Here is a 24,580-nt window from a genome sequence, read left to right on the forward strand (position 1 = left end):
GAGAATAACAATATGAGGAATATAAAATTAACGATAGAATACGACGGAAGCCGTTATCAGGGATGGACACGCCTCGGAAAAGATGAATCCAACAATACTATTTCTAATAAAATTATAGAAGTTTTAAAAAAAATGACAGATGAATATACTATTGAATTAAACTGCGGTTGCCGTACAGAAGTCGGAGTACACGCCTATGCCCAGATTGCGAACTTCAAAATAGATTCCGAAATGGATGTTCAGGATATCAAACATTATCTGAACCGTTACCTTCCAATGGATATTGCCATCATCGATGTTGAGGAAATGCCCGAGCGATTCCATGCACAACTTAATGCTACTTCCAAAACTTATGTATATCGTATGACTATTGATGATGTTCCAAGCGTGTTCGATCGCAAATATATCTATCACTGTTATAAGATTCCAGACAAAAAATTGATGCAGCAGGCAGCAATGCTTTTAATCGGTAAACATGATTTCAAAAATTTCTCTTCCGCAAAAAAATCAAAATCCACAGTGCGAGAGATCTACGAAATCGAAGTTTATGGAGACACCGAAGAGATGCAGATTCTGATTCATGCAGACGATTTCCTCCATAATATGGCACGTCTGCTTATCGGGACATTGCTGGATATCGGCCTTGGCAATCGTATGAAAGAAGACATAGAAGATATCTTTGCCGGAATCCAGAATCCAAGTGCACCTTGCGATCCAAAAGGTCTGTATCTTCAGGAAATTACCTATTAAATTGATAAAGGAGAGGATACTTTTGAGTATCTTCTCCTTCATTAATTATATTCATTCCACTTCAACAATAATTGCTCCCAAATCATCCAGCCTTTTTCTTTCTCTTAAGTCAAACTTTTTATCCGTAACAACTCCCGTATAATCCCCTAAATCATTAATCTTTGCCATCGCCTGGCGGTCAAATTTTGACTGATCTACCACGAGATATGATTTTTCACATTGTTTTGGAGTTTCCCTCTTCAGCCACATTTTCTCCATTGTAGGAGTTGTTACTTCAAATGATGCATTGATAGACGCCGCTCCAAAGAATCCAACATCAAATTTAAAATCTGCCAGCATATCCGTAGCATATCTGTCAAACATACTGCCCGTTGACTTCTGAATATTTCCACCACAAATAAATAGTTCTGCATCGCTGCTTTTTAACAATTGCGCAATCTCCAAATCATTGGTGACAATCATAATTCCCGGGATATCCTTAATTAACCTGGCAATTTCATAAGTAGTCGTGCCCGCATCCAGAAACATCGTATCACCTTCTTTCACAAATGGCAAGCAGGTTCTTGCAATCTTCTTTTTTTCTTCTTTGTGGCTGGTCTGTTTATCCTCATAAGTCACTTCCTGTTTTGCAACTGCTCCGCCGTGACACCTTTCCACCTTATTATCTTCCTGAAGCTTCATAAGATCCCGTCGAATCGTCATAGGACTCACGTTTAACTGCAGTGCCAGTTCTTCCACCTGGACACTTCCATTCTCATGAATAAGTTCTACAATTATGGATTGTCTCTCTGCTGCCAGCATCTGACTTTTCCTCCTGACTTTTATGTTAATATAGACTAAAAATGCAGTGGAAACATTCGTTCCACTGCATTTATTTTAGCTCATTACATAAAAATACTCAATACCAATACTTCTACAACACCGACTGCCCATGCAACCGTAGATGTTACAGACCAAATCGTCAACTGGTCTTTCGCTTCACTTACTCCAAGAGTTCTGTTAACAACCCAGAAATAACTATCATTAAAGTATCCAAAGAACAGTGAACCTACACAGCATGCAACTGCTCCGAGTATAGGATTTACACCAGATGCAATGATAATTGGTGCGGAGATACTTGCTGCCGTTGTCATAGCAACTGTACCGGATCCCTGGATGAATCTCATCGCTGTAGAAATCAATAATGGAAGAATAATAATTGGAATTGCTGTCTGAGCAAGTCCTTCTGCCATAAAGTTACCAAGACCAGAATCCTTGATAATCTGTCCCAGTGCACCGCCACCGCCAGTTACCAACATAATAATACCAGCAGACATCATACCTTTTTCCATCTCTGAAACACATGTATGTCTGTCTAATTTTCTTCCCAATGTAAAGATTGCAAGTAACAGACCGATTCCAACTGCCACGATAGGCTGTCCTAAGAAAATCAGGATTTCCATAATACCAGTAGTCTTACCTAATGCAGATGCCACTGTATTGATAAGGATTAAGATAATCGGTGCAATCAAAGGAAGGAATGATTCAAATGTTCCGGGAACACCAGACATATCCATTGCAAATGCTGCTTCATAATCAGGTTCACGATATTCTGCTTCAACGATCTCACCTTCATCATTGACAACGCGATAATATTTCTTAGACAAGAATAATCTTGCATAAGCTATACATGCAATTGCCATTGGCAAAGCAAGAACAATCGTCAGCAGAATGAATTTTCCAACATCTACGCCAAAGATACCGCAGACTCCAAGTGGACCTGGTGTAGGCGGAACTAAAGAGTGTGTAATAACAAGACCTGCTGCAAGTGCAACACCAAGGCCGATTACAGACTTCTTTGTTGCTTTTGAAATAGCTTTTGCGATAGGTGCAAGTACTACGAAACCAGAATCACAGAAAATCGGAATAGATACAAGGAAACCTGTTAAAGCCAGCGCCTCTTCTTCTCTCTTCTTACCAAACAACTTTAAGAATGTATGCGCCATTCTCTTTGCTGCTCCTGTCACTTCAAAAATCTGCCCCATCATAACACCGAAACCGATGATGATACCAATACTTCCAAGTGTTCCTCCAAAACCAGATGTAATTGAGTTAATGATACCGAATGTCTTCTGGACACCATCTACCTCAATCGTTGTGTTTGCAAGTGGCATTCCACCTACTACACCAACAATAATCGTACAGATGATCAATGCAAGAAATGCCTGTACTTTTGTCTTCAATACCAAGAATATCAGGACAGCAATACCAATTGCCAGACCAATTAACATTCTTTCCCCACTAAGTCCGTTTACCATAATAGAACTCCTCTTCCTTTCTCAATATTATTTTGTAAAGTTAGGTGCGTATTTTGCTGCCAACAAAATAGCTTCGATCATGCTGACGGCGCTTACGATTCCTTTTCCTGCAATATCAAATGCAGTGCCGTGATCAACAGATGTACGGAGAATAGGCATTCCATTGGTAATTGCAATCGTCTTTTCGAAATCAAGTGTCTTTGTTGCAATATGTCCCTGATCATGATACAGAGATAATACACTGTTGTAACGTCCCTGCGCAGCCTGATGGAATACAGAATCTGCTCCAATCGGGCCCACCACGTTATATCCTTCTGCCTGTAACTCCTCGATCGCCGGTGTAATCTCATTCACCTCTTCCCAGCCAAACAACCCGTGCTCTCCACTGTGCGGATTCAGTCCGGCAATCGCCATCGTTCCATCTGTTACACCGAGCTTCTTCAGAGCTTCCATACATCGTTTCACATAATCCTTAATTCGGTCTTTGGTGATCATATCCAACATCTCTCTTAAGGATACATGTCTTGTCAGGAAGAACACTCTCATTCCATTCGTCTCGAACATTGTCAGAGGATCTTCTGTATTGGTAAGGGCACCAAAGATCTCTGTATGTCCAATATAATTGATTCCTCCTGCACGTAAAGACTCTTTATTGATCGGTGTCGTCGCAACAGCATCAACCTTGCCATTATTCGCAAGCTCAATACTTTTTGCAATATATTCATATGCAGCTTTACCGCACATTCCATTGACCTTGCCAAACTCAAATTTGGCCATGTCAACATTGCCTAGATTAATCAGATTCAAGATTCCTTCACGAAAATCCCCTTCTTCCGGCTCATTGATCTCATGAATTGTAAGATCAGCTCCAACAATTTGAATGGCATTTTCCATGATTGTCTTATCTCCGACAATGATACAATTTGCTGCGTCAAATACCTCTTTAGAAGCAATAGACTTTGCAACAATCTCCGGTCCAACTCCAGCCGGATCTCCAATTGGTACTGCGATTAGTGATTTTCCCATAATTTCTCATCCTTTCATTGATAAATTTTAGATTTTAAATATATAGTTTTTCTTTCAGATATGTAATACACTGATTAATTGCATTCCGCCCACCCTGGCTTCCACCTTTGGTGATAATGTGGACACCTTCAAACTCGCCTTTCAAAAACTGTCCGTAAGCAGCAAGAGGCAGGACTTCGTCTAACAGGCACAGCCCGGCAGTCTTAAATCTCTGACATACAGCGACTGTCACATCTCCTCCACTGGTATATAGACCTTTAAATGTAGGTTCTTCCTTAAAAATACGATATGTGATTTCTGCAAATGCATGATTGATCATTCCCGTCACTGTATCCAGAGAACATTGATACAGTTCCATATATGGTTTAAAATCAATTCGATTTTCCGGGTATATCCCATCACCAGTTACTGTACAGACCACATTGCGCTCACATGCCTCCAGAATCTCTTTTACTACACGTGAGATCTCTTCTTCCTTCTGCGTCTCCGTACCAATCAGTGCTTTTGTATTCACAAAGACATTATATGTTCTCTGTGACAGCCACAATTCTTCCATCTGTGCTGTCGTATTCGGATTCACACTTCCTACCACAGCCAGAATCTTATTCTTCTCTTTCTTCTCTGTCGGTACGATCAACTTCCTGGAAAGTGTAGCCGTAAATACTCCCGGATCCACTGCCACAACTTTTAATTTACTAGTAATAACTGCGTCCGCGATCAGATCCAGATCTTCCTGCGTCACACAATCCAATACCAAAATCCGGCTTCCACCAGCAACATACTGATTCATCAGATCTGCCAGATAATGCTTACCATGCATCAGATCTTTTAACAGGATAGAAGAAACCTTGTACTTACTCTGCTGCTCAAAAAGAACCGCCGCTTCCGATATCTTTACCGGAGTCTTCGGATCAATGGCAATGTCCGTCTTATGCAGTGGCAAGCCATTCACCAGCATATATCCTCCGATTACGATTCTGCCTGAAGACGGAAAACAAGGTGCAACAATTGCAACATAATCATCTCCCAGACAATCCAGCATAGCATCCGTCTCACTTCCGAGATTTCCTCTTAATGTACTGTCAATCCTCTTCGAATACACCTTCACATCATCATCTTTTAACAAATCACACACATTATGTACCCTGTTGTATGCAATCTGTGCATCTACGCCCCTGCTGTCTGTCGGATATAACACACAATCACAATCTGATAAAGTTGACAACTCAATGCGTTCAGTATTCATGACTGTATACGCTTTATAATTCATCTTCTTCAGAAGTACACCGGTGGCATTGGCTCCTGTAAGATCATCTGCTATTACAACACACTGCGGCATAATCAGCCTCCTTTCCAAAAGCACACCACTTTTGTTCATTTATGTTCTAATTGTACTTCGAATGTTCATTTATGTCAATTTAATCTATTTTTTATCAATATACTTTGTCTAATCGCACAAATTATTTGTTCATTTTTGTTAGTTTTCAACAACTACTTATCCATTAAGACTTCAACCGCTTCTTTTAAGGTTGAAATCTCCCCAACATTCCCTGGAAAGATCACATATGGTGTCAATGGGAATTTACTTTCTTCCCCTGTCTGCCATACTGGAATTCCAGGTTTAATCTGTCCCAGAACATTGGCTTTCTTAACAGCAAGTGCTTTTGTTCCTACATCACTGGATGTGATTCCACCTTTTGCGATTACGAAACTTGGCGTAATACTCAAACGGCCCACCAATGACTGCACTGCATCAGAGATTTTTACAGAAAGTCTTAATTCATCTTCTTTATCTCCTGTATCTGCGGTAATCAACGCACGTGTCGTATAACAACATACAGTCTTTCCTGCTTTCATACATTCTTCTTCTTTATCCAGACATCTCTGTACTTCAGCTTCAAATGCAGCATCGTCTTTCACCAGTGTCGCATCTAATTCAATAAATTCAATATCGGATAATTCTTTCAACGCCTCTACCTGCTTCGTTGTTTTATCCGTATGGGAACCAACCACAACGATTCCACCATTAGTCGTTTCTTTTACTACCATCTGCTCTCTGGTAAGAAGTGGCTGATCTGTAACAGCGCCCATAACTTTTACGATTGCCGCTGCTGTACGGAACATAAACACTTTTCCTTTTGCCATTGCTCGATATAATGCTACGCAGAAGACCTTCACATCCACATAATCAACCGCATTTACGATGATTTTATTAAAAGCTTTAACTTCCATTAACTGCGACTCAATTTTGTCGATATTCATATCGTGAATATCTTCCAGAGAAATACAAGTTACATCAGAAGCTTTATATGCTCCTTTTGTCTTTTCTTCAACATACTCCGGCATAGTTGCAGCCGAATATCCGAATGTCTTATCCTTCGCAAATTCTGTCTCATTCGCCGGGACAAGCTCCTCGCCATATTTTACATAATGAACATTCTCAATCGTAAATCTTCCACCTTCTTTAAAGAACGGACAAAGGATCTCACCATCAATCGTCTTTCCTGTATTTTTCTCATAATTACTTTTCAGCAGCTCCGTCTCTAATGGATAATGTCCACGCAGAGTACTATCACTACGACTGATAAAAATGTATTCTTTTCCAGTTTCTTTTGCCACTTCGTCTACAACAGCAGCAATCTCATTGTGAGCTTTTGTTGTCTGCTCTACTGTAAATCCTCTGGAATTGGTCAGAACATAGAACAGATTGTTCTCTTCTTCAAAGCCCTGACGAATACTATCCTTATCCCAGTTTGTATATACAGAGATATCATGTACCGTCTGAACACCTGTCGGATCATCATCCAAAACTACAATTTTTTTATTGTTTTCGTCAATTTCTTTTTTCAATAATCCGTCGATATATGTTTCATCAATTTTTTTGTAAGAAGTTAAGACCTCTGTACTGATAGACATGTTTATACACCTCCTTAATCAACTTTTTTCACTTCAACACCAGCAAGTTTTTCAAAATACTGTACAATTCCGCCATGATCATCATTCATATGTCCGTGAATCTTCAGTGTCTGAAGGATTTCATATAATTGTGCTGTATATGGAATAGGCACATCTATAGAATGTGCTGTATTCACAACATTTTTGATGTCTTTATGATTGATACGGATTGGTCCGCCTGGTTTAAAATTACGTTCAATGATCATAGGAATCTTTGCATCCAGAACTGCACTTCCTGCAAGACCTCCGCGAATTGCTTCATATACTTTCTGAGGATCTGCACCAGCCTTCGTTGCAAGAACAAATGCTTCTGATACAACTGCAATCGTATTGTTTACAATAACCTGATTTGCAAGCTTTGTAACACTACCACTTCCTGATTCTCCGATTAATAACGCAGAAGAGCCCAAGATATCAAAATATTCTTTAAATGCATCAAAATCTTTCTGATCTCCGCCAGCCATAATTGCTAAAGTTCCAGCAACTGCTCCAGGTTCTCCTCCAGATACAGGCGCATCCACAAAGCCAACTCCTTTTTCCTTTAATCCTTCATAACATTCTTTAGATTCCACCGGTGTAACAGAACTCATATCACACACTACACTGCCAGCTTTGATTGTAGATGCAACTCCACCTTCACCAAATAAAATCGATTTTGAAATTGCTCCGCTTGGAACCATAATGATGATTCTCTCACACTGCTCACCTATCTCAGCATAGTCAGCCTCAACAGCTCCTGCTGCTACGACATCTGCAACAGCCTCTTTGTTCAGATCAGAAACCATCAATTCAACACCTGCTTTTAACAAGTTTTTTGCCATTGGTCTTCCCATAATACCAAGTCCGATAAATCCTACTTTCATTGTCTTTCTTCCTTTCTCTTTCATTGTTAGTTTGTGTTTGATTTTGAAATAATCCGTTCATTATTTCCGTTTCTATCTTCACTCTACTACATACCGGTATACCGGTCAAGATGTTATTTCCTTTTCTCTTTTTTTGCCAGTTTAAGCTAATCAATTTTGTGCATTTTGCTCAATTTGTTAATATTTTGTCGTTATGTATTTAACACTTTTATACAATAATATTTTCCCCTATTTTTCCGCTACTATTGACCACTTTTTTTGATTGTTGTATGATATTTACATAGTTTTAGACGATTACATTCGCTATTTTTGTTAAAAAAATATTTATCAATAAATAAGGAGTTACTATGATCCCATTAAATGAACAAGCATACCAGCATTTACGTAATATGATTACAACCAATCAGCTTTCCTACCAGGAAATCTATTCTGAAACAAAACTTTCGAAGGAATTAGGCATATCACGCACTCCACTTCGAGATGCAATTCATCGCCTTGCTCAGGAAGGATACATTGATATCATTCCAAGTAAAGGATTTACTCTTCATCAGTTAAGCCGCAAGGATGTATATGAAACTTTCCAGGTCCGCTCTGCATTGGAATGTTACTGCACTTTTCAGATTGCCCGGGATGCAGATAATAGAAAGGCAAAAAAATTATTCAAAGAATTACATTTTATTATGGAAAATATGAAAGAAATTTTAGATACGACACAGTCGATTGAAGATTTTTCTGAATATGATTTCCAATTCCATACGAAAATCATATCCTATGTTGAAAATGAACAGTTTTCTTCTATTTTTGATACTTTTATGTACCGTATGCAAAAACTTGCAGCCCTTTCTCTTGCTCACAAAGGGCGTATGAAAACTACCTATGATGAACATCTTGCCATCTTACGCACGATGGAAGGCGGAGATGAAAAACACATTTACGAAGTAACATTACAACACATGGAGACACCACGCGAGATTAATCTGGAGGATCTATAGAGAAGGACTATCGCTCCTTCTCCATAACCTGATCCTGTCCGAATCCTTTTATCTTGAACCCATACCGAGCATAGAATTCCTGTGCATCTTCTGTATGCAAGATTCCCCACAGATCTCCTACATCTGCCATAATTGCATCCATAAGTATGGTCCCTAGCCCCTGATGCCTGTACTTTTCATCTATAATAACATCCATCAGATAAAATGTAGTGACATGATCTGTGATGATTCTGGCATATCCTACCATAAAATCATACTTATCAAAAACCCCATAAGATACAGAATTCTCCATTGCTTTAAATATCATAGACTCAGGACGCTCTTTTGCCCATTCTGATTGATGGAGCAATTCGACCACTCTTCGTTTATCTATTTTCTCAGGATCTTTACTGATATAAAATCCATCAGAATTTCTGCTTTCAATTTGCTTTGTATTTTTTTCTGCTTTAGAGATCTTATCGACAGAATCCTGTTCTATCATTTTTCTTAAAGCCTGAAGATAAGGGGAAAACTTTACCTGATCCTGACCATATGTCATCTGAAGATCATACTCCAGCAAAAGCCAAGTATCTATAGAAGCTTCATTATGCTGAATCAAAGCCTCCATCTTATCCAGCGCATGAACAATCTTAGCCTCTTGCGTGTGGTTATCCTCTAATTCAGAGAATAATTCTTTCAATTCTTCTCGTTCTTTTTCCGGAAGTATTGACGCAATCTGCTCTATAGCATCTGCTTCTTTTTCATTGTCCTGTGCATTTTTCAAGAAACAAGGCACATCTCCATGCACCGCTTCACCAAGATCATGGAACAGGCACATCTCCATTACTCTATCCATATCACATTCTGGGAATTCTCTTCTTATAAGCCATGCAAATACACACAGACGATAGGTATGCTCTGCCACACTTTCTCTTCTTCCTGTAGAAGTCCAGGAATGTCTGACCTGACACTTTAATTTTTCAGCGACAGCCATAAACTCCAGTAAGGTTCTGTTATCCATGACTCTATCCCTCTATGATCTTTACATAAAATCTACGATTACGAGGGCCATCAAATTCACAAAAATAAACATCCTGCCATATCCCCAGAATCAGCTCACCTTGATTCAAAATCAATGTCTGAGAAGGACCGACACACGTAGTTTTAATATGCGCATGGGAATTTCCCTCCATATGTTGATAATATCCTGTCTTTGTCGGAAATGCTTTCTCAAATCCACACAACATATCATGCACCACATCCGGATCTGCATTCTCATTGATGGTAAATCCAGCTGTAGTGTGAGGTGAATAGACAACTACGATTCCATCGGAAACACCACTTTTTTCAATATCTTCCCGAATCATATTTGTTATCTTTGACATCTGCTGCGCTTTTTTCGTTGAAATGTGATGTTCATATAAATGCATATCTCATCCTCCTTTTATCCTTCCAAATATTCTTTTAACGCCTGATATTCCTTCTTCATTAAACGATATCCATGCTCATAGAAATGCATCAAAGTATCATAATCTTTTTCTAATCTTGATACCGTCGGAATCAGAGGTCTCAGCACAAATATCTTTCCTTCTCTCTCCAGTTGTTCTACCAGCTTCATCTGCTTATTGTATTCAATATTACGCCGGATTGTTGTCCGTACGAGATTTGGATAAGATTTGTAAGTTCTCCGATAAAGATCAGCCATGCCTTTTGAGACGGGTTTCTTCCGATATCCAGGATTCCTGGTCAGAATCAGAATGATTTTTTCATTTTCCAGTTCCATTGCTCTTTTTACCGGGACAGAATCTGCCAGCCCACCATCCAGATAAGGGATTCCATCCACATTCACAATTGGAGAAACCAGTGGCATACTGCTGGATGCCCGGCAGATCTTCATCAGACGATCGCCGTCTTTTTCTTCTGTCATATACTCCGCCTGCCCAGTCTCACAGTTCGTTGTCACAATTTCACATCTTATATCTGAAGCAAAATAAGTCTCAAAATCGAATGGAAATATTTCATTCGGATATTTGTCAAAGATCATATCCATATTCATAAGACTTTTTTCCTTTATGAACTTTCGAAAGCCATAATAATAACTATACTCTTTCTCTTTGTGTATCATACAGTCTCTGGTTCTTCCAATCTGTCTGGAGACATAATCCACCGCATTGCATGATCCGGCAGATACTCCGATCACATGAGATACATACAGTTCCTGTTCCATCAGATAATCCAGAACACCAGACGTAAATACCCCTCTGGTCGCTCCTCCTTCAAGTACCATTGTTGCTTTTACCATAATCTATACCCCACTTTCTTATCTGCTATTATATACCTATTTTTCAAGCAGGAAAACTGAAATTTTTCTGAACTTGCTATTTCCTGTTATATTTGTTAATATAGGCAATGTATGTAATTATTAACGATATTGAAATCATAAGGAGCAGATACTATGATCAGTACAAGCAATGTAACATTACGTGTTGGTAAAAAAGCCTTATTTGAAGATGTAAATATTAAGTTCACGGAAGGAAACTGTTATGGATTGATTGGTGCCAACGGTGCAGGAAAATCTACTTTTCTCAAAATTCTTTCCGGACAGCTGGAACCAACTAAGGGAGAAGTTATCATCACTCCAGGAGAACGTCTCTCTTTCCTTCAGCAAGATCATTTTAAATACGATGAATATCCTGTCCTAGACACTGTCATGATGGGAAATGCAAGACTTTATGAAATCATGAAAGAAAAAGAAGTCATTTACGCAAAAGAAGATTTTACCGATGAAGATGGAATCAAAGCCAGTGAATTAGAAGCTGAATTTGCCGCTATGAATGGCTGGGAAGCAGAATCTGATGCTGCAACTTTATTAAACGGACTTGGAATTCCAACTGAGATGCATTACGAATTGATGAAGAACTTAAATGGTCCGGAAAAAGTTAAAGTGCTTCTTGCGCAGGCATTGTTCGGCAACCCAGATATTCTTCTTCTGGACGAGCCAACCAACCATTTGGATCTGGATGCCATCGCATGGCTGGAAGAATTTCTGATCAACTTTGATAATACAGTTATCGTTGTATCTCATGACCGATATTTTCTGAATAAAGTCTGTACCCAGATTGCAGATATAGACTATGGCAAGATCAAGCTCTATGCTGGTAATTACGACTTCTGGTACGAATCCAGCCAGTTGCTGATCCGTCAGATGAAGGAAGCCAACAAGAAAAAAGAAGAAAAGATCAAAGAACTTCAGGAATTCATCTCCAGGTTCAGTGCCAATGCTTCCAAATCCAAGCAGGCAACTTCCAGAAAGCGTGCCCTTGAGAAAATACAGCTGGACGATATTCAACCATCCAGCCGCAAATATCCTTATATTGACTTCCGTCCGAACCGTGAGATTGGAAATGAAGTCCTTACCGTTGAAGGATTAAGCAAGACAATCGATGGAGAAAAAGTATTGGATAACATCTCTTTTACCCTGAATCACGATGACAAAGTTGCCTTTGTAGGAAGCAACGAGCTCGCCAAGACAACACTGTTCCAGATTCTCGCCGGAGAAATGGAACCGGATGAGGGAACTTACAAATGGGGAATTACAACCTCGCAAGCATATTTTCCACTGGACAGCGGAAGTGAATTTGATAATGATTACTCCATCGTAGAATGGCTGACCCAGTACTCCGAGGAAAAGGACGTAACCTATGTACGCGGCTTCCTTGGACGCATGTTGTTCTCTGGTGATGACGGAGTGAAAAAAGTCAATGTACTCTCTGGTGGTGAAAAGGTAAGATGCCTCTTATCTAAAATGATGATCTCTGGAGCCAATGTACTGATTCTGGACGAGCCAACCAACCACCTTGACATGGAATCTATCACCGCACTGAACAACGGTATGACCAAGTTCCCTGGTGTCATCCTCTTCTCTTCCAGAGACCACCAGATCGTACAAACAACCGCCAATCGTATTATGGAAATCGTTCCCGGCGGCAAACTGATTGACAAGATTACCACCTATGACGAATATCTGGAAAATGATGAAATGGCAAGAAAGAGACAGACCTACAGTGTACAGCAAGAAGATGATGATTAAGTGGGAATTTAGATGAGTTAGTTGGTAATTGGGTGTGTACGGCGAGAGGATGGATGGGATGGTTGCCATTGCGGAGTCCTTCGCTAAGAATCCATAACAGGAAAAGAAGCAGATATTTTGTGACCAGGCTGATTCACCCCGAAATCTTGATGATTTCGAGGCTCAGCAGCCTTCTCAGATCTGGCTTGAAGCCAAATCTTCGCGCAAAATATCTGCTTCTTTTCCTGTAACGGATTCTATCGCTTGTCCAACGAATGGCAACCATCCCATCCATCTTCTCGCCTGACATCCCCCAAATCCGCAACTTCCTCATCTGGGAGAATTCTTGCTCGTCATGCAGAGGGAAAGATCATAGTAAAGATATTGTCAAAAAACTGGAAGAATAACTAACTGATTCCTCCATTGAAATAATGACGAATAGTATAAAAACATCGCTCCCCATTGCGCTTCGCGCCAGGAATTTCCCACAGATGAGTTCGTTCAGTAATTGGGAATGTCAGGCGCAAGGGAGTTGGATAGGCTGGTCTGTTTCCGTCCAGCCAAGCGATAGAATCCGTTACAGAAAAAAGAGTTGCAATTCCGTGTGAGAATTTGGCATCCAGCCAAATTCGAAAGGACTGCTGAATCGAGAAATTATCCAAATTTCTCGGTGAATCAGTCCGGTCACGAAATTGCAACTCTTTTTTCTGTTATGGATTCTCAGCGAAGGATACCGGAAACAGACCAGCCTATCCAGCTCCCTTGCGCCGTACACACCCAATTACCAACTAACTCATCTAAATTCCCATTCTCTCATGCAACGAATAATAAACTTTATCGAAAGTTTCTTGCATTCCATCTCCTTTCGTGCAGGATACGATTTCATGTCGTGCTCCTTGCTTGTCAGTTAGAAACAATACTTTCCCGATATTTCCCTGAAGTCCAACTTCTATCTTCTGCATATCCGCCAACTGATACACACAGATATCACTCTTCTCCACAAGAACATAATCTTTTGAGATGATTAAACGATATTCTGGAATCTGCAATGTGGAAGGATCTGCCAATTGACGAAAAAATTCCTCTTTATCGGTAACCCCATCCAATTTAGCTTTCAATGCTTTATGTGATTTTATATTCATCACTGCCAGAAAAATTCCGGCTAATGCCAGGACAATCGCTAACTTAACACTGGAAAACATGCATATCAATGCTACCGCCAGCAGGCTGATCCATACAATCATACCTGTCTTAAGTCTCTTTGCCCTCTCTTGGATAAAATCATAATATTTCTGCTGACCTGCTGTCTGGATATTCATCATTCGGTCACCCTCTCTATTCTCCTGCTTTATATGCTATTAGCGTACTTTCTCTGGAAATCCAACTTTTTTCTGCACTTTTCTCAATGTTTTATTTGCATAATATTGTGCTTTCTCAGCATTATTTTTAATAACACCATCAATATAAGCCTTATCCTTTTCCAGACGTGCAACTTCATCCTGCAGTGGCTTTAATATAGAAATCACAGCTTCTCCTACAGCGACCTTAAACTCACCATAACCCTTGCCATCAAATTCTTTTACAACTTCCTTCGGTTTCTTGCCTGTACATGCACTGTAAATATCAATCAGATTCTTTACACCTGGCTGTTCATCACGATATAAAATCTGTGCTTCAGAGTCCGTTACAGCACGCTTACATTTACGCATAATAGTGTCAGGATCATCCATCAGGTAAATACTTGCGTTTGGATTCTCATCAGACTTGGACATCTTCTTTGATGGATCCTGAAGACTCATAATCTTAGCTCCCACTTTGCCGATATAAGCTTCTGGAATCGTAAAGACATCACCATAGATATTATTAAAACGCTCTGCAATATCTCTGGTCAATTCCAGATGCTGCATCTGATCAATTCCTACCGGAACCACATCAGCCTGATACAGCAGGATATCCGCTGCCATCAATACCGGATATGTGAACAAACCTGCGTTGATATTATCTGCATGCTTTGCAGCCTTATCCTTAAACTGCGTCATACGGTTAAGTTCTCCCATGTAAGTAAAACAATTCAGGATCCATGCCAGCTCTGCATGACCTGATACATGAGACTGATAATAAATACAATTTTTCTCCGGATCCAGGCCTGCTGCAATATATAAAGTCAACAATGCTCTTGCTCTCTTTCTGAGCGTTGCCGGATCTTGTCTGACAGTAATAGAATGCATATCCACCACGCTGTAGAAGCATTCATATTCATTGCTTAAATTTACCCAATTCTTCAAAGCTCCCAGATAATTTCCCAATGTAAGGTTCCCGGTTGCCTGCATTCCGCTAAATAGTACTTTTTTATCGTTAATCATTTTTCTTCCTCCACTCTCATCTTTCTTCCCACGGTTCTACTTCATCATCATAATAGACCACATTTTCTGACAAAATCTCAGGGACACCATCCGTCACCTGCACTTCCGTCACTGCACAGTTCTTATGTACTCCAATACCCCAATATTCTGACAGGGGTTTATCTTTTATATAATTCAGCATCCCCGCCAGTGCCGCACCGTGAGTCGTAATCAGTACATTGCTGTCCTTATATTGTTTATTTTGAAAGAGTTCCTGTAAGAACTCTCCTGTACGTTTCCTTACTGCCGCAAAATCTTCTCCGCCTTTTGCCGGGAGATACCGCTCTGGTCCATCAAAGAATCTGCGGAATTCTTCCGGAAGATTCCAGCCGGTTTTTGAACAGCACTTTCCTTCATATTCCCCAAATGCCATCTCAATAATCCTGTCATCTTCTATGATAGGAACATCTCTTCCCTCCAGAATGATGGCTCCCGTTTCCTTTGCTCTGGATAGTGGACTGGAATAACACACATCAAAAGGAATGTCTGCCAGACCAACCGCTGTCTTTCTTGCCAGAGTCCGTCCAAACTCATCCAATGGGATATCAACCTGTCCCTGAATCTTCTTCTGCTTATTCCACTCAGTTTCTCCATGCCTTACTAAATATAATTTCATTCTAAGCCTCCTTAACGTACCTTGTAAGTATAACACATCTCCTTATGTTTTTCATAGTAAATTCACATAGAAAGTGTTATAATAGCTTAGAAAATAAAAAAGGAGTCATGATTATTATGGAAAAGATTACAAGTTTTACAATAGACCATATCCGCCTGGTACCAGGACTCTATGTTTCCCGAATCGATCAGGTAGAAGGTCATCCCGTAACCACATTTGATATCCGTATGACCAGTCCGAACGATGAACCGGTTATGAATACCGCCGAGGTTCATACGATTGAGCATCTCGGTGCCACATTCCTGCGGAATCATAAAACATTTGCAAATAAGACTATTTACTTTGGACCAATGGGCTGCCGTACCGGATTTTATCTACTTCTTTCCGGCAATTATGAATCCAAAGATATTGTTCCTCTGATGACCGAGATGTTTACTTTTATCGCAGAATTTGAGGGAGAAGTTCCTGGTGCCTGCGCCAAAGACTGTGGCAATTATCTCGATATGAATCTACCGATGGCAAAGTATCTGGCAAGCAGATATCTGAATCAAGTACTTCTTAATATCACTGACGAACAGTTACATTATCCAGAATAGACCAATATTCATAATATAAGAGTTCCAGCCGGAACTCTTTTTTCATCTCATAATCAGCTTTTTTCCAAACCAGACTCCGATCACACATCCAACTACACTCAAGAAGATATAGACAACTGCAATCCCTTTCTGATTTCGTTCCAGCAAAGTCAATGCTTCCAGTGAAAAAGTAGAAAATGTTGTAAATCCACCGCATACTCCCGTCTTAAAAAATAGCACTATATTCGGGCTGATTGTATCTTTACTGAAAGCAAGCCCTACAACCAGACCAATGAGGATTGCACCTGCCAGATTCGTAATCAATGTCAACAGCGGGAATTCTCCTTTCCATGGCACAAGACTGATCACATAGCGCAAGATTGCCCCGACTGCTCCGCCACATCCCACCAAGAATAATTTATCCATATACTTTTTCCTCCTTCATAATATCCCCGCCCTTATATGGATGATTGTCATTCTATTGGTTCATGCAGGTAATCTGGCACATTTCCATTGCTTTTAATGCATTCTTATGGCTTTCCGGTGTTACTCCAGCACAACATGAAGCATCAACAATCACTGGAACTTCTGGCAGAAATGCCTTTATCAACATAGCATTTGAAATAACACAGATATCTGTACAAAGTCCCACTAAGGTAACCGATTCAACTCCTGTCTCTCCTCTTTCTTTCAGTTCTGTATCTTGTGATTTCAATAACTGTCCAAGTACTGTAGAACCAAAAGTCGGCTTATCAATCGGCACTTCCTCACACAAAGCTTCAATCTCGGCATTCAATTCCCAGCCTTTGCTTCCTCTGATACAGTGCTCTATCGGAAGATTCTTTCCCTCCTGTGTTTCCAGATAATTCTTTTCATGTGTATCTCTGGTATAAAAGACTCTTCCTTTAAAATTCTGAATCTTTTCCACAACCTTTGGAACGATTGCTTCTGCATCCTTTGTTCCCAATGCTCCATCAATAAAATCATTCTGCATATCTACGACAACTAAAACATCCATGCTGTAGTCTCCTTCCGTAATTCACTCTTGTTTTCATTATATACAAGATTTTTCAGAAATCAAACTTTACTTGTATTTTACAGAATTCGTGATTGAATTTTTCACAGCCATGCCATAATATAATTGATAGAAAGAATACGAAATGAGGTTATCATATGCCATCTACTTATACACATTACAGATTTGGAAGAGATGTCCTGGCCATTTTATCGGTTCAACTGCAACAACAGATAGAACCTTATCGCCAATTATACGATATTGGTCTGCATGGTCCGGACATCCTCTTCTATTATCATCCATTAAGCACGAATCCAGTTAATCAGATTGGATACCAGATGCACGACGAACCTGCCGCACAATTCTTCACACAGAATGCTTCTGCATGGAAATATGCTTTGAATAAAGACGCGCTTGAATCGTATCTTTATGGGTTTGTCTGTCATTTTATTCTGGATAGTATCTGTCACCCTTATATTGAAAAAATGATCTACATAAGCAAGATCAGCCACTCTGAGATTGAAACAGAATTAGACAGGTTTCTGATGGAAAAAGACGGTCATGATTCCAAAACCTATGTCCCAATTCAACATATTGATCCTAGAAAAAGCAATGCCAAAATCATTGCCCCATGCTTTTCCACTTTGACTGTAGACAATATTCAAACTGCTTTAAGAGGAATGATTCAAACTCATCATTTGCTGCATGCCCCTCATTACCCGAAACGCGCCTTGCTTCTGAATGCCATGAAACTTATCGGTCATTATGATTCTATGCATGGTCTGATAATGAATCCTTTTCCCAATGCCTCTTGCCACAACTATTGTCTTTTATTAAACCGTTTGTATCATGACGCTATACAGTCTGCAGCTGACGCTATTTTACAATATCAGAGAGTTTTAAAGGATAATGCTTCGCTTCCTTCTTATTTTCAACATACTTTTGGTGCCGGAGATAACTGGAAACAAAAAATCATATCCTTGTAGAAACCATTAAACAGAAAGGAAACATATATGAAATTTAAACTTACCGCTTTAGAAAAACAATGGATACTTTACGATGTCGGCAATTCCGCTTTCGTTCTTCTTGTCTCTACCATCCTGCCGATCTACTTTAACTATCTTGGAGACAAGGCAGGCTTATCTTCTGTAGATTATCTGGCTTACTGGGGTTATGCCGTCTCTGTTTCTACATTGATTGTCGCTTTTCTAGGACCAGTGTTAGGTAGTATTGCCGATGTCCAGAATTATAAGAAGCGTCTTTTTGCCGGCTCTATGATTCTTGGCGTGATCAGCTGTATCCTGCTGGGAATTGCTCCATCCTGGCTCTGGTTTCTTTGCATTTTTGTCGTTGCTAAGACAGCTTACTCTGTCAGTTTGATCTTCTATGATGCTATGCTTACGGATGTTACGACCGATGAACGTATGGATACCGTATCTTCAAACGGGTATGCCTGGGGTTATATTGGAAGTTGTATTCCTTTTATCTTATCACTTCTTGTTGTATTAAATTACGATAAGCTAAATCTTGCTATGTCACATGCAATGTTCATAGCATTTCTTATAACGGGATCATGGTGGCTGATATCTTCTCTGCCGCTTCTGCAAAATTACAAACAAACATATTATATTTCTATGCAAGAACATATAGTACACAATAGTTTTTCACGTCTGGGCAGGACATTCCGCGAAATTACCAGGGATAAGAAAATTCTTTTTTTTCTCCTGGCATTCTTCTTTTACATTGATGGGGTTTATACCATTATTGATATGGCAACCGCTTACGGCCAGTCACTTGGATTGGACAGTACTGGATTATTACTGGCGCTTTTGCTGACTCAGATTGTGGCATTTCCTTGTGCGCTGATCTTTGGATCTTTATCTAAGAAAGCCTCGTCTGTAACCTTAATAAAAATCTGCATTTTAGCTTACACAGGTATTGCCTTATATGCCATCAAATTAGATACACAGCTTGATTTTTGGATTCTGGCTGTATTGGTAGGAATGTTCCAGGGCGCTATACAGGCACTTTCTCGCTCTTACTTTGCACAGATTATTCCAGCTGAAAAATCTGGTGAATATTTTGGAATTATGGATATCTGCGGAAAAGGAGCCTCCTTCTTTGGCACTTTCCTGGTATCATTTATCAGTCAGTTAAGTGGAAGTACCAATGCAGGTGTCGGCTCCCTTTCAGTTATGTTCCTTCTTGGCTTTTTCTTCTTCGGTCAGGCTGCTAAATATCAGACCAACAGAAAATAAATATTCTATATCGGACAATTATTCCATATTTCCAGGGAATTTGGGGATTCCATCGAATCCGATCTGAAGATCTGCATCCGTTGGAATATAATCACTCATTTCTCCGTTATGGAATTTTTCATAGGCAACCATATCAAAATATCCGGTACCAGTCAGGCCAAACACTATTGTTTTTTCTTCACCTGTCTCTTTGCACTTCAATGCCTCATCAATAGCAACTTTAATAGCATGGCTGCTTTCTGGTGCCGGAAGAATACCTTCTACTCTTGCAAATTGTTCAGCTGCCTTAAACACGGATGTCTGTTCCACGGATCTAGCCTCCATATATCCATCTGCATACAATTGTGACAAGATAGAACTCATACCATGATATCGCAATCCACCAGCATGGTTTGGAGATGGAATAAATCCACTGCCTAATGTGTACATTTTCGCCAGTGGGCAGACCATTCCGGTATCGCAGAAATCATATGCGTACACACCTCTGGTAAGACTTGGACAAGATGCAGGTTCAACTGCAATAAACTGATAATCCTTTTCTCCTCTTAATTTTTCTCCCATAAATGGAGATATCAATCCTCCAAGATTGGAGCCTCCTCCGGCGCATCCAATGATAATATCTGGTTCGATTCCATATTTATCCAAAGCCGTCTTTGTTTCCACTCCTATGACAGACTGATGCAGTAATACCTGATTCAGCACACTTCCCAATACATATCTGTATCCTTCGCTTCCCACTGCAACTTCAACTGCTTCCGAAATGGCACATCCAAGACTTCCTGTTGTTCCCGGATGCTCTGCCAGAATCTTTTTACCAACCTCGGTCTCCATAGATGGAGATGGTGTTACACTTGCACCATACGTACGCATAACTTCACGGCGGAAAGGCTTCTGTTCATAAGAACATTTTACCATGAATACTTTACAGTCCAGATTCAGGTAAGCACATGCCATAGAAAGAGCGGTTCCCCACTGACCTGCTCCGGTCTCCGTTGTAACACCCTTAAGCCCTTGTTTCTTGGCATAATATGCCTGCGCGATTGCTGAATTCAGCTTATGGCTTCCGCTTGTATTATTTCCTTCAAACTTATAATAGATCTTTGCCGGTGTCTGTAACTGCTTTTCCAGGCAATAAGCTCTGACCAACGGTGACGGACGATACATTTTATAAAAATCCTGTATCTCCTGTGGAATATCAATATAACGGTTATCATTATCCAATTCCTGCTTTACCAGTTCCTCGCAAAATACACCAGATAGTTCTTCTGCCGTCATTGGCTGTAACGTTCCCGGATTCAAAAGTGGTGCCGGTTTATTCTTCATGTCTGCACGTACATTATACCATTGTTTCGGCATCTCACTCTCTTCAAGATAGATTTTGTAAGGGATTTTGTTTTCTTGCATTTTTCTGTTCTCCTTTCATTCATAAGTGTCTGGGAACAGGGCAGCTTAAATTCTAATAAAATAAAAAATACCCTTATCCCATACAATTGTTATTGCAGGGACAAGAGTAGTATAAATCAACTCCTGCGGTGCCACCCGGCTTGATATGCACTTCATGCATACCCTCTCATGCGTACCATCATACGCGTACTTTGTTAACGGAGTAATCTCTCCGGCTTACCTACTCTGCTATGATCATCCATTTCAGCTCGCCCTCGGAAGCCCATTCCCGATAGCTTTAACCTGCCGCAATCCCACCAGCTGCGGCTCTCTGTATGGCAATATCTGTCAGTACTTACTCTTCCTCATCAGTTTAGTAAAACTTTACCACGATAACTTGCGAATGTCAATAGATGAGAGGTGAATTTTTTTAATTCCTTTCCTCTATTAGAAAAAGCTGGATACCTGACGTACCCAGCCTTTCTGTAAATCTTTTCCTAAATTATGCTAATTTGCTCTTTGCAAGCTCAGCAAGTGTAGCAAATCCAGCCGCATCATTAACAGCCATCTCTGCCAGCATCTTTCTGTTCATATCAACATTAGCCAGTTTTAAACCATGCATAAACTTGCTGTATGATAATCCATTCATTCTTGCAGCTGCATTGATACGTGCAATCCATAACTGACGCATCTGACGTTTGCGCTGTTTTCTTCCTGCATAAGAAGATGTAAGAGCTCTCATAACAGACTGTTTTGCAACTCTGTACTGTTTAGAACGTGCTCCTCTGTATCCTTTTGCTAACTTTAATGTTCTATTATGTTTCTTTTTAGCGTTCATTCCGCCTTTGATTCTTGCCATGTCTTATTTCCTCCTTCAATACTTTCCCAATATCTTACAGATATGGTAATACTTTCTTCATGTTCTTTACATTTGTTGCATCAGTAATGATTGGTTTTCTAAGATTTCTTTTTCTCTTTGTAGATTTCTTAGTTAAGATATGGCTCTTGTAAGCTTTATTTCTTTTTAATTTTCCTGTACCTGTTTTTTTGAAGCGCTTTGCAGCTGCTCTATTTGTTTTGATCTTTGGCATAATAAATTTCCTCCTTAAAATTTATAAATATATTTTTAACGTTTTTCAGTTAAAACCATGCTCATACTTCTGCCTTCCAATTTAGCAGGTTTTTCAACAACTGCAACATCTGCAAGTAATTCTGCGAAATCATCCAGAATATGTTTGCTCTGCTGCATATGTGCCATCTCACGTCCTCTGAAACGCAGAGTAACCTTTACTTTATTTCCTTTTGAGATGAATTTCTTTGCATTATTGACCTTTGTATTAAGATCGTTGGTCTCAATATTTGGTGAAAGACGCACTTCCTTCACTTCAACGGTTTTCTGTTTCTTCTTTGCCTCTTTTTCCTTTCTTGCAAGCTCATATCTGTATTTTCCATAGTCAATAATCTTGCAAACTGGCGGCTGAGCCTTCGGAGCAATCTTTACAAGATCCAGTTCTGCCTCCTGAGCAATCTTCATTGCTTCTCTCGGGGACATAATACCCAACTGTTCTCCGTCTTCTCCAATAACTCTTATTTCTTTGTCTCTGATCTGCCCGTTAATCATTAAATCGCTAATTGTCGTGCACCCCCATCATAAAATAAATAAAAATAAGTGAATAGTTTTTCGACTATCCACTTTACATATCTGCACAAAATGATCTATAATAACAAGAACTTCTATACTCAATATCAAACCAATAGTCACCCAATTGTGCTATGGTGAGAGTGGATACTCTACTTTCTTTTTTGCCTCACGCATTATCTAATTTATCATATATATTTTTATGTGTCAATATCTATTTTCACAATTTTTTTTGCATATTCAAAGATTTTTCGTTCATATTTCTTAATTATTCTTGAAAAAATTATGCTTTCATGCCATAATAGGGCATGTTCTATATTTTGGAATGTCAGTTTTATATTTTTGAGGAGGTTTTTTTATATGAATAGCAGGAGTAACTTTTCCAGTAAACTGGGATTTGTTCTGGCCGCTGCTGGCTCTGCAGTAGGTCTGGGAAACATCTGGCGATTCCCTTACCTTGCTGCCAAATATGGTGGAGGAACATTCCTATTAATTTATCTGATTCTAGCAATCACTTTCGGATTTACCCTTATGATTGCCGAGATCGCATTGGGACGCAAAACAGGATTAAGCGCTATTGGAGCATTCAAATCCCTGGATAAGCGTTTTGGATTTCTAGGAATTTTAGCATCTCTCGTTCCAATCATTATATTCCCATACTATTCTGTAATCGGAGGATGGGTCATCAAATACTTTGCAGTATTTATAAGTGGCGGTGTTCAGGCATCCGCAGGAGATACTTACTTTACTGACTTCATCAGCGGTTCTGTTGAACCAATCGGATGGTTCTTCTTATTCATGGCATTCACTGCTGTGATCGTTTTATGCGGTGTAGAAAAGGGGATTGAAAAAGTTAGTAAGATTATGATGCCGATTCTGGTCATTCTTACTATCATCATCGCAGTATATAGTCTTACATTAGATGGTGCTATGGAAGGTCTTATCTACTACATAAAGCCACATATGTCCGATGTATCCGCCAAAACAATTCTGGCTGCTATGGGACAGCTCTTCTATTCTATGTCTCTGGCAATGGGTATCATGATCACATATGGTTCTTATATGAAAAAAGAAAATAATCTGGAGAGCTCTGTTCGTCAAATAGAAATCTTTGATACTGGAATCGCTTTCCTGGCAGGCCTGATGATCATCCCTGCTGTATTTGCTTTCTCCGGCGGCGACCGTTCTATGTTAAATGCCGGTCCTGGACTTATGTTCATGACGCTTCCAAAGGTATTCGCAAGCATGAGATTCGGCGGTGTTATCGGAACAATCTTCTTCATCCTTGTATTTTTTGCAGCACTTACTTCAGCAATTTCCTTGATGGAAACCATCGTATCCGTTTTCATGGATAAATTTGGATGGAAACGTAGATTTACCGGTATTTTCGTTGCAGTATTAGCATGTATTATGGGAATTCCTTCTTCTCTTGGTTTCGGACCATTAAGCTTCATCAGTTGGATGGGAATGTCAGTACTGGATATCATGGACTTTATCAGCAACAGTGTATTAATGCCAATTGTTGCATTCTTTACTTGCATTTTTGTTGGTTTCATCATCAAGCCAAAAACAATTTCCGATGAAGTAAAGGCAACCGATGGAACTTTCAAGGCAGAAAAAATGTTCAATGTCATTATTAAATGGGTTGCTCCAGTCTTCCTCGTACTGATTCTAATAAGTTCCGTAGCAAGCGCACTCGGATTGTTCACAATTTAAATGGGAATTTAGATGAGTGAGTTGGTAATTGAGAGTGTACGGCGC

General features: G+C 39.8%; 25 protein-coding genes. 7 read left to right on the top strand and 18 right to left on the bottom strand.

What is annotated here, in order from left to right:
- The first annotated feature begins 12 nt into the window (after positions 1 to 12).
- A complete protein-coding gene (truA, locus tag ACQRBH_RS15480) occupies positions 13 to 750 on the top strand; it encodes a tRNA pseudouridine(38-40) synthase TruA (protein WP_427743968.1) in 738 nt (245 codons plus the stop codon).
- Between the two features lie 51 nt (positions 751 to 801).
- On the opposite strand, the gene ACQRBH_RS15485 is transcribed toward truA, so the two are convergent.
- The 6 genes from ACQRBH_RS15485 to garR form a co-directional block, all read right to left on the bottom strand.
- Positions 802 to 1,551 carry a DeoR/GlpR family DNA-binding transcription regulator gene (locus tag ACQRBH_RS15485; RefSeq protein WP_427762389.1) on the bottom strand — a complete coding sequence of 250 codons (750 nt, stop codon included), beginning with the start codon at positions 1,549 to 1,551 and terminating at the stop codon, positions 802 to 804.
- An 83-nt stretch (positions 1,552 to 1,634) separates the two neighbouring features.
- Positions 1,635 to 3,047, bottom strand: a complete 1,413-nt coding sequence (locus ACQRBH_RS15490) for a GntP family permease (protein ID WP_235233468.1) — start codon at positions 3,045 to 3,047, stop codon at positions 1,635 to 1,637.
- A 27-nt stretch (positions 3,048 to 3,074) separates the two neighbouring features.
- On the bottom strand, positions 3,075 to 4,073 hold the full coding sequence (gene pdxA, locus ACQRBH_RS15495; protein ID WP_235233467.1) for a 4-hydroxythreonine-4-phosphate dehydrogenase PdxA: 999 nt from the start codon (positions 4,071 to 4,073) through the stop codon (positions 3,075 to 3,077).
- Positions 4,074 to 4,107: 34 nt separating this feature from the next.
- Positions 4,108 to 5,412, bottom strand: coding sequence for a four-carbon acid sugar kinase family protein (locus ACQRBH_RS15500; protein WP_347376424.1), 1,305 nt, complete (start codon positions 5,410 to 5,412; stop codon positions 4,108 to 4,110).
- 152 nt (positions 5,413 to 5,564) lie between these two features.
- Complete coding sequence (locus tag ACQRBH_RS15505; protein WP_427762391.1) at positions 5,565 to 6,989, bottom strand: four-carbon acid sugar kinase family protein; 1,425 nt, start codon at positions 6,987 to 6,989, stop codon at positions 5,565 to 5,567.
- A gap of 14 nt (positions 6,990 to 7,003) precedes the next feature.
- Positions 7,004 to 7,891: a 2-hydroxy-3-oxopropionate reductase gene (gene garR / locus ACQRBH_RS15510; protein ID WP_235233462.1), complete on the bottom strand. Its 888-nt coding sequence runs from the start codon at positions 7,889 to 7,891 to the stop codon at positions 7,004 to 7,006.
- 347 nt (positions 7,892 to 8,238) lie between these two features.
- Here garR and ACQRBH_RS15515 point away from each other — a divergent pair, with 347 nt between their 5' ends.
- Positions 8,239 to 8,883 (top strand): GntR family transcriptional regulator, encoded by a 645-nt coding sequence (locus ACQRBH_RS15515; RefSeq protein ID WP_427762393.1) that lies wholly within the window; start codon positions 8,239 to 8,241, stop codon positions 8,881 to 8,883.
- Positions 8,884 to 8,890: 7 nt separating this feature from the next.
- Here ACQRBH_RS15515 and ACQRBH_RS15520 read toward each other — a convergent pair whose 3' ends face one another.
- The 3 genes from ACQRBH_RS15520 to ACQRBH_RS15530 are packed head-to-tail and all read right to left on the bottom strand — an operon-like array spanning position 8,891 to position 11,164.
- Positions 8,891 to 9,883 (bottom strand): GNAT family N-acetyltransferase, encoded by a 993-nt coding sequence (locus ACQRBH_RS15520; RefSeq protein WP_427762395.1) that lies wholly within the window; start codon positions 9,881 to 9,883, stop codon positions 8,891 to 8,893.
- Between the two features lie 4 nt (positions 9,884 to 9,887).
- Positions 9,888 to 10,292 (bottom strand): secondary thiamine-phosphate synthase enzyme YjbQ, encoded by a 405-nt coding sequence (locus ACQRBH_RS15525; protein ID WP_427762396.1) that lies wholly within the window; start codon positions 10,290 to 10,292, stop codon positions 9,888 to 9,890.
- Positions 10,293 to 10,306: 14 nt separating this feature from the next.
- Positions 10,307 to 11,164, bottom strand: coding sequence for a patatin-like phospholipase family protein (locus ACQRBH_RS15530; protein ID WP_427762397.1), 858 nt, complete (start codon positions 11,162 to 11,164; stop codon positions 10,307 to 10,309).
- 153 nt (positions 11,165 to 11,317) lie between these two features.
- On the opposite strand from ACQRBH_RS15530, the gene ACQRBH_RS15535 reads away from it, so the two are divergent.
- On the top strand, positions 11,318 to 12,952 hold the full coding sequence (locus tag ACQRBH_RS15535) for an ABC-F family ATP-binding cassette domain-containing protein (RefSeq protein WP_427762398.1): 1,635 nt from the start codon (positions 11,318 to 11,320) through the stop codon (positions 12,950 to 12,952).
- A 776-nt stretch (positions 12,953 to 13,728) separates the two neighbouring features.
- On the opposite strand, the gene ACQRBH_RS15540 is transcribed toward ACQRBH_RS15535, so the two are convergent.
- From ACQRBH_RS15540 to ACQRBH_RS15550, 3 genes are read right to left on the bottom strand one after another with little or no spacing between them, the layout of a single operon-like run.
- Positions 13,729 to 14,253 carry a hypothetical protein gene (locus ACQRBH_RS15540; protein ID WP_427762400.1) on the bottom strand — a complete coding sequence of 175 codons (525 nt, stop codon included), beginning with the start codon at positions 14,251 to 14,253 and terminating at the stop codon, positions 13,729 to 13,731.
- Between the two features lie 36 nt (positions 14,254 to 14,289).
- Positions 14,290 to 15,294, bottom strand: coding sequence for a tryptophan--tRNA ligase (gene trpS, locus ACQRBH_RS15545; protein WP_427762401.1), 1,005 nt, complete (start codon positions 15,292 to 15,294; stop codon positions 14,290 to 14,292).
- Positions 15,295 to 15,310: 16 nt separating this feature from the next.
- Positions 15,311 to 15,949, bottom strand: a complete 639-nt coding sequence (locus ACQRBH_RS15550; RefSeq protein ID WP_427762402.1) for a histidine phosphatase family protein — start codon at positions 15,947 to 15,949, stop codon at positions 15,311 to 15,313.
- A gap of 116 nt (positions 15,950 to 16,065) precedes the next feature.
- On the opposite strand from ACQRBH_RS15550, the gene ACQRBH_RS15555 reads away from it, so the two are divergent.
- Complete coding sequence (locus tag ACQRBH_RS15555; RefSeq protein WP_427762404.1) at positions 16,066 to 16,545, top strand: S-ribosylhomocysteine lyase; 480 nt, start codon at positions 16,066 to 16,068, stop codon at positions 16,543 to 16,545.
- A 42-nt stretch (positions 16,546 to 16,587) separates the two neighbouring features.
- On the opposite strand, the gene crcB is transcribed toward ACQRBH_RS15555, so the two are convergent.
- Positions 16,588 to 16,950: a fluoride efflux transporter CrcB gene (crcB, locus tag ACQRBH_RS15560; protein ID WP_427762405.1), complete on the bottom strand. Its 363-nt coding sequence runs from the start codon at positions 16,948 to 16,950 to the stop codon at positions 16,588 to 16,590.
- A 52-nt stretch (positions 16,951 to 17,002) separates the two neighbouring features.
- Positions 17,003 to 17,542, bottom strand: coding sequence for a cysteine hydrolase family protein (locus tag ACQRBH_RS15565; protein WP_427744864.1), 540 nt, complete (start codon positions 17,540 to 17,542; stop codon positions 17,003 to 17,005).
- Positions 17,543 to 17,697: 155 nt separating this feature from the next.
- Here ACQRBH_RS15565 and ACQRBH_RS15570 point away from each other — a divergent pair, with 155 nt between their 5' ends.
- Together ACQRBH_RS15570 and ACQRBH_RS15575 are read left to right on the top strand one after the other, a co-directional pair.
- Entirely contained in the window at positions 17,698 to 18,525 is an 828-nt protein-coding gene (locus ACQRBH_RS15570) for a zinc dependent phospholipase C family protein (protein ID WP_427762406.1), read from the top strand.
- A 27-nt stretch (positions 18,526 to 18,552) separates the two neighbouring features.
- Positions 18,553 to 19,797: an MFS transporter gene (locus ACQRBH_RS15575; RefSeq protein WP_427762407.1), complete on the top strand. Its 1,245-nt coding sequence runs from the start codon at positions 18,553 to 18,555 to the stop codon at positions 19,795 to 19,797.
- 18 nt (positions 19,798 to 19,815) lie between these two features.
- On the opposite strand, the gene ACQRBH_RS15580 is transcribed toward ACQRBH_RS15575, so the two are convergent.
- The 4 genes from ACQRBH_RS15580 to infC all read right to left on the bottom strand — a co-directional run bounded on the left by ACQRBH_RS15580 (position 19,816) and on the right by infC (position 22,801).
- On the bottom strand, positions 19,816 to 21,201 hold the full coding sequence (locus ACQRBH_RS15580) for a TrpB-like pyridoxal phosphate-dependent enzyme (protein ID WP_427744860.1): 1,386 nt from the start codon (positions 21,199 to 21,201) through the stop codon (positions 19,816 to 19,818).
- A 481-nt stretch (positions 21,202 to 21,682) separates the two neighbouring features.
- Complete coding sequence (gene rplT / locus ACQRBH_RS15585; protein ID WP_235234134.1) at positions 21,683 to 22,039, bottom strand: 50S ribosomal protein L20; 357 nt, start codon at positions 22,037 to 22,039, stop codon at positions 21,683 to 21,685.
- A gap of 34 nt (positions 22,040 to 22,073) precedes the next feature.
- Positions 22,074 to 22,271 (bottom strand): 50S ribosomal protein L35, encoded by a 198-nt coding sequence (gene rpmI / locus ACQRBH_RS15590; protein WP_004606643.1) that lies wholly within the window; start codon positions 22,269 to 22,271, stop codon positions 22,074 to 22,076.
- 35 nt (positions 22,272 to 22,306) lie between these two features.
- The gene (gene infC, locus ACQRBH_RS15595) at positions 22,307 to 22,801 is read right to left on the bottom strand and encodes a translation initiation factor IF-3 (protein ID WP_235234136.1); all 495 of its coding nucleotides are present in this window, start codon (positions 22,799 to 22,801) and stop codon (positions 22,307 to 22,309) included.
- 378 nt (positions 22,802 to 23,179) lie between these two features.
- Here infC and ACQRBH_RS15600 point away from each other — a divergent pair, with 378 nt between their 5' ends.
- Positions 23,180 to 24,535, top strand: coding sequence for a sodium-dependent transporter (locus ACQRBH_RS15600; RefSeq protein ID WP_427762408.1), 1,356 nt, complete (start codon positions 23,180 to 23,182; stop codon positions 24,533 to 24,535).
- Positions 24,536 to 24,580 lie beyond the last annotated feature (45 nt).

It is taken from the genome of Bariatricus sp. SGI.161, from assembly GCF_050313695.1.
Taxonomy (GTDB): Bacteria; Bacillota; Clostridia; order Lachnospirales; family Lachnospiraceae; genus JAFBIX01.

Coding starts and splice junctions, on each gene's coding strand:
- truA (WP_427743968.1), top strand. CDS start 13: ATGAGGAATATAAAATTAACGATAGAATACGACGGAAGCCGTTATCAG.
- ACQRBH_RS15485 (WP_427762389.1), bottom strand. CDS start 1,551: ATGCTGGCAGCAGAGAGACAATCCATAATTGTAGAACTTATTCATGAG.
- ACQRBH_RS15490 (WP_235233468.1), bottom strand. CDS start 3,047: ATGGTAAACGGACTTAGTGGGGAAAGAATGTTAATTGGTCTGGCAATT.
- pdxA (WP_235233467.1), bottom strand. CDS start 4,073: ATGGGAAAATCACTAATCGCAGTACCAATTGGAGATCCGGCTGGAGTT.
- ACQRBH_RS15500 (WP_347376424.1), bottom strand. CDS start 5,412: ATGCCGCAGTGTGTTGTAATAGCAGATGATCTTACAGGAGCCAATGCC.
- ACQRBH_RS15505 (WP_427762391.1), bottom strand. CDS start 6,989: ATGTCTATCAGTACAGAGGTCTTAACTTCTTACAAAAAAATTGATGAA.
- garR (WP_235233462.1), bottom strand. CDS start 7,891: ATGAAAGTAGGATTTATCGGACTTGGTATTATGGGAAGACCAATGGCA.
- ACQRBH_RS15515 (WP_427762393.1), top strand. CDS start 8,239: ATGATCCCATTAAATGAACAAGCATACCAGCATTTACGTAATATGATT.
- ACQRBH_RS15520 (WP_427762395.1), bottom strand. CDS start 9,883: ATGGATAACAGAACCTTACTGGAGTTTATGGCTGTCGCTGAAAAATTA.
- ACQRBH_RS15525 (WP_427762396.1), bottom strand. CDS start 10,292: ATGCATTTATATGAACATCACATTTCAACGAAAAAAGCGCAGCAGATG.
- ACQRBH_RS15530 (WP_427762397.1), bottom strand. CDS start 11,164: ATGGTAAAAGCAACAATGGTACTTGAAGGAGGAGCGACCAGAGGGGTA.
- ACQRBH_RS15535 (WP_427762398.1), top strand. CDS start 11,318: ATGATCAGTACAAGCAATGTAACATTACGTGTTGGTAAAAAAGCCTTA.
- ACQRBH_RS15540 (WP_427762400.1), bottom strand. CDS start 14,253: ATGATGAATATCCAGACAGCAGGTCAGCAGAAATATTATGATTTTATC.
- trpS (WP_427762401.1), bottom strand. CDS start 15,294: ATGATTAACGATAAAAAAGTACTATTTAGCGGAATGCAGGCAACCGGG.
- ACQRBH_RS15550 (WP_427762402.1), bottom strand. CDS start 15,949: ATGAAATTATATTTAGTAAGGCATGGAGAAACTGAGTGGAATAAGCAG.
- ACQRBH_RS15555 (WP_427762404.1), top strand. CDS start 16,066: ATGGAAAAGATTACAAGTTTTACAATAGACCATATCCGCCTGGTACCA.
- crcB (WP_427762405.1), bottom strand. CDS start 16,950: ATGGATAAATTATTCTTGGTGGGATGTGGCGGAGCAGTCGGGGCAATC.
- ACQRBH_RS15565 (WP_427744864.1), bottom strand. CDS start 17,542: ATGGATGTTTTAGTTGTCGTAGATATGCAGAATGATTTTATTGATGGA.
- ACQRBH_RS15570 (WP_427762406.1), top strand. CDS start 17,698: ATGCCATCTACTTATACACATTACAGATTTGGAAGAGATGTCCTGGCC.
- ACQRBH_RS15575 (WP_427762407.1), top strand. CDS start 18,553: ATGAAATTTAAACTTACCGCTTTAGAAAAACAATGGATACTTTACGAT.
- ACQRBH_RS15580 (WP_427744860.1), bottom strand. CDS start 21,201: ATGCAAGAAAACAAAATCCCTTACAAAATCTATCTTGAAGAGAGTGAG.
- rplT (WP_235234134.1), bottom strand. CDS start 22,039: ATGGCAAGAATCAAAGGCGGAATGAACGCTAAAAAGAAACATAATAGA.
- rpmI (WP_004606643.1), bottom strand. CDS start 22,271: ATGCCAAAGATCAAAACAAATAGAGCAGCTGCAAAGCGCTTCAAAAAA.
- infC (WP_235234136.1), bottom strand. CDS start 22,801: ATGATTAACGGGCAGATCAGAGACAAAGAAATAAGAGTTATTGGAGAA.
- ACQRBH_RS15600 (WP_427762408.1), top strand. CDS start 23,180: ATGAATAGCAGGAGTAACTTTTCCAGTAAACTGGGATTTGTTCTGGCC.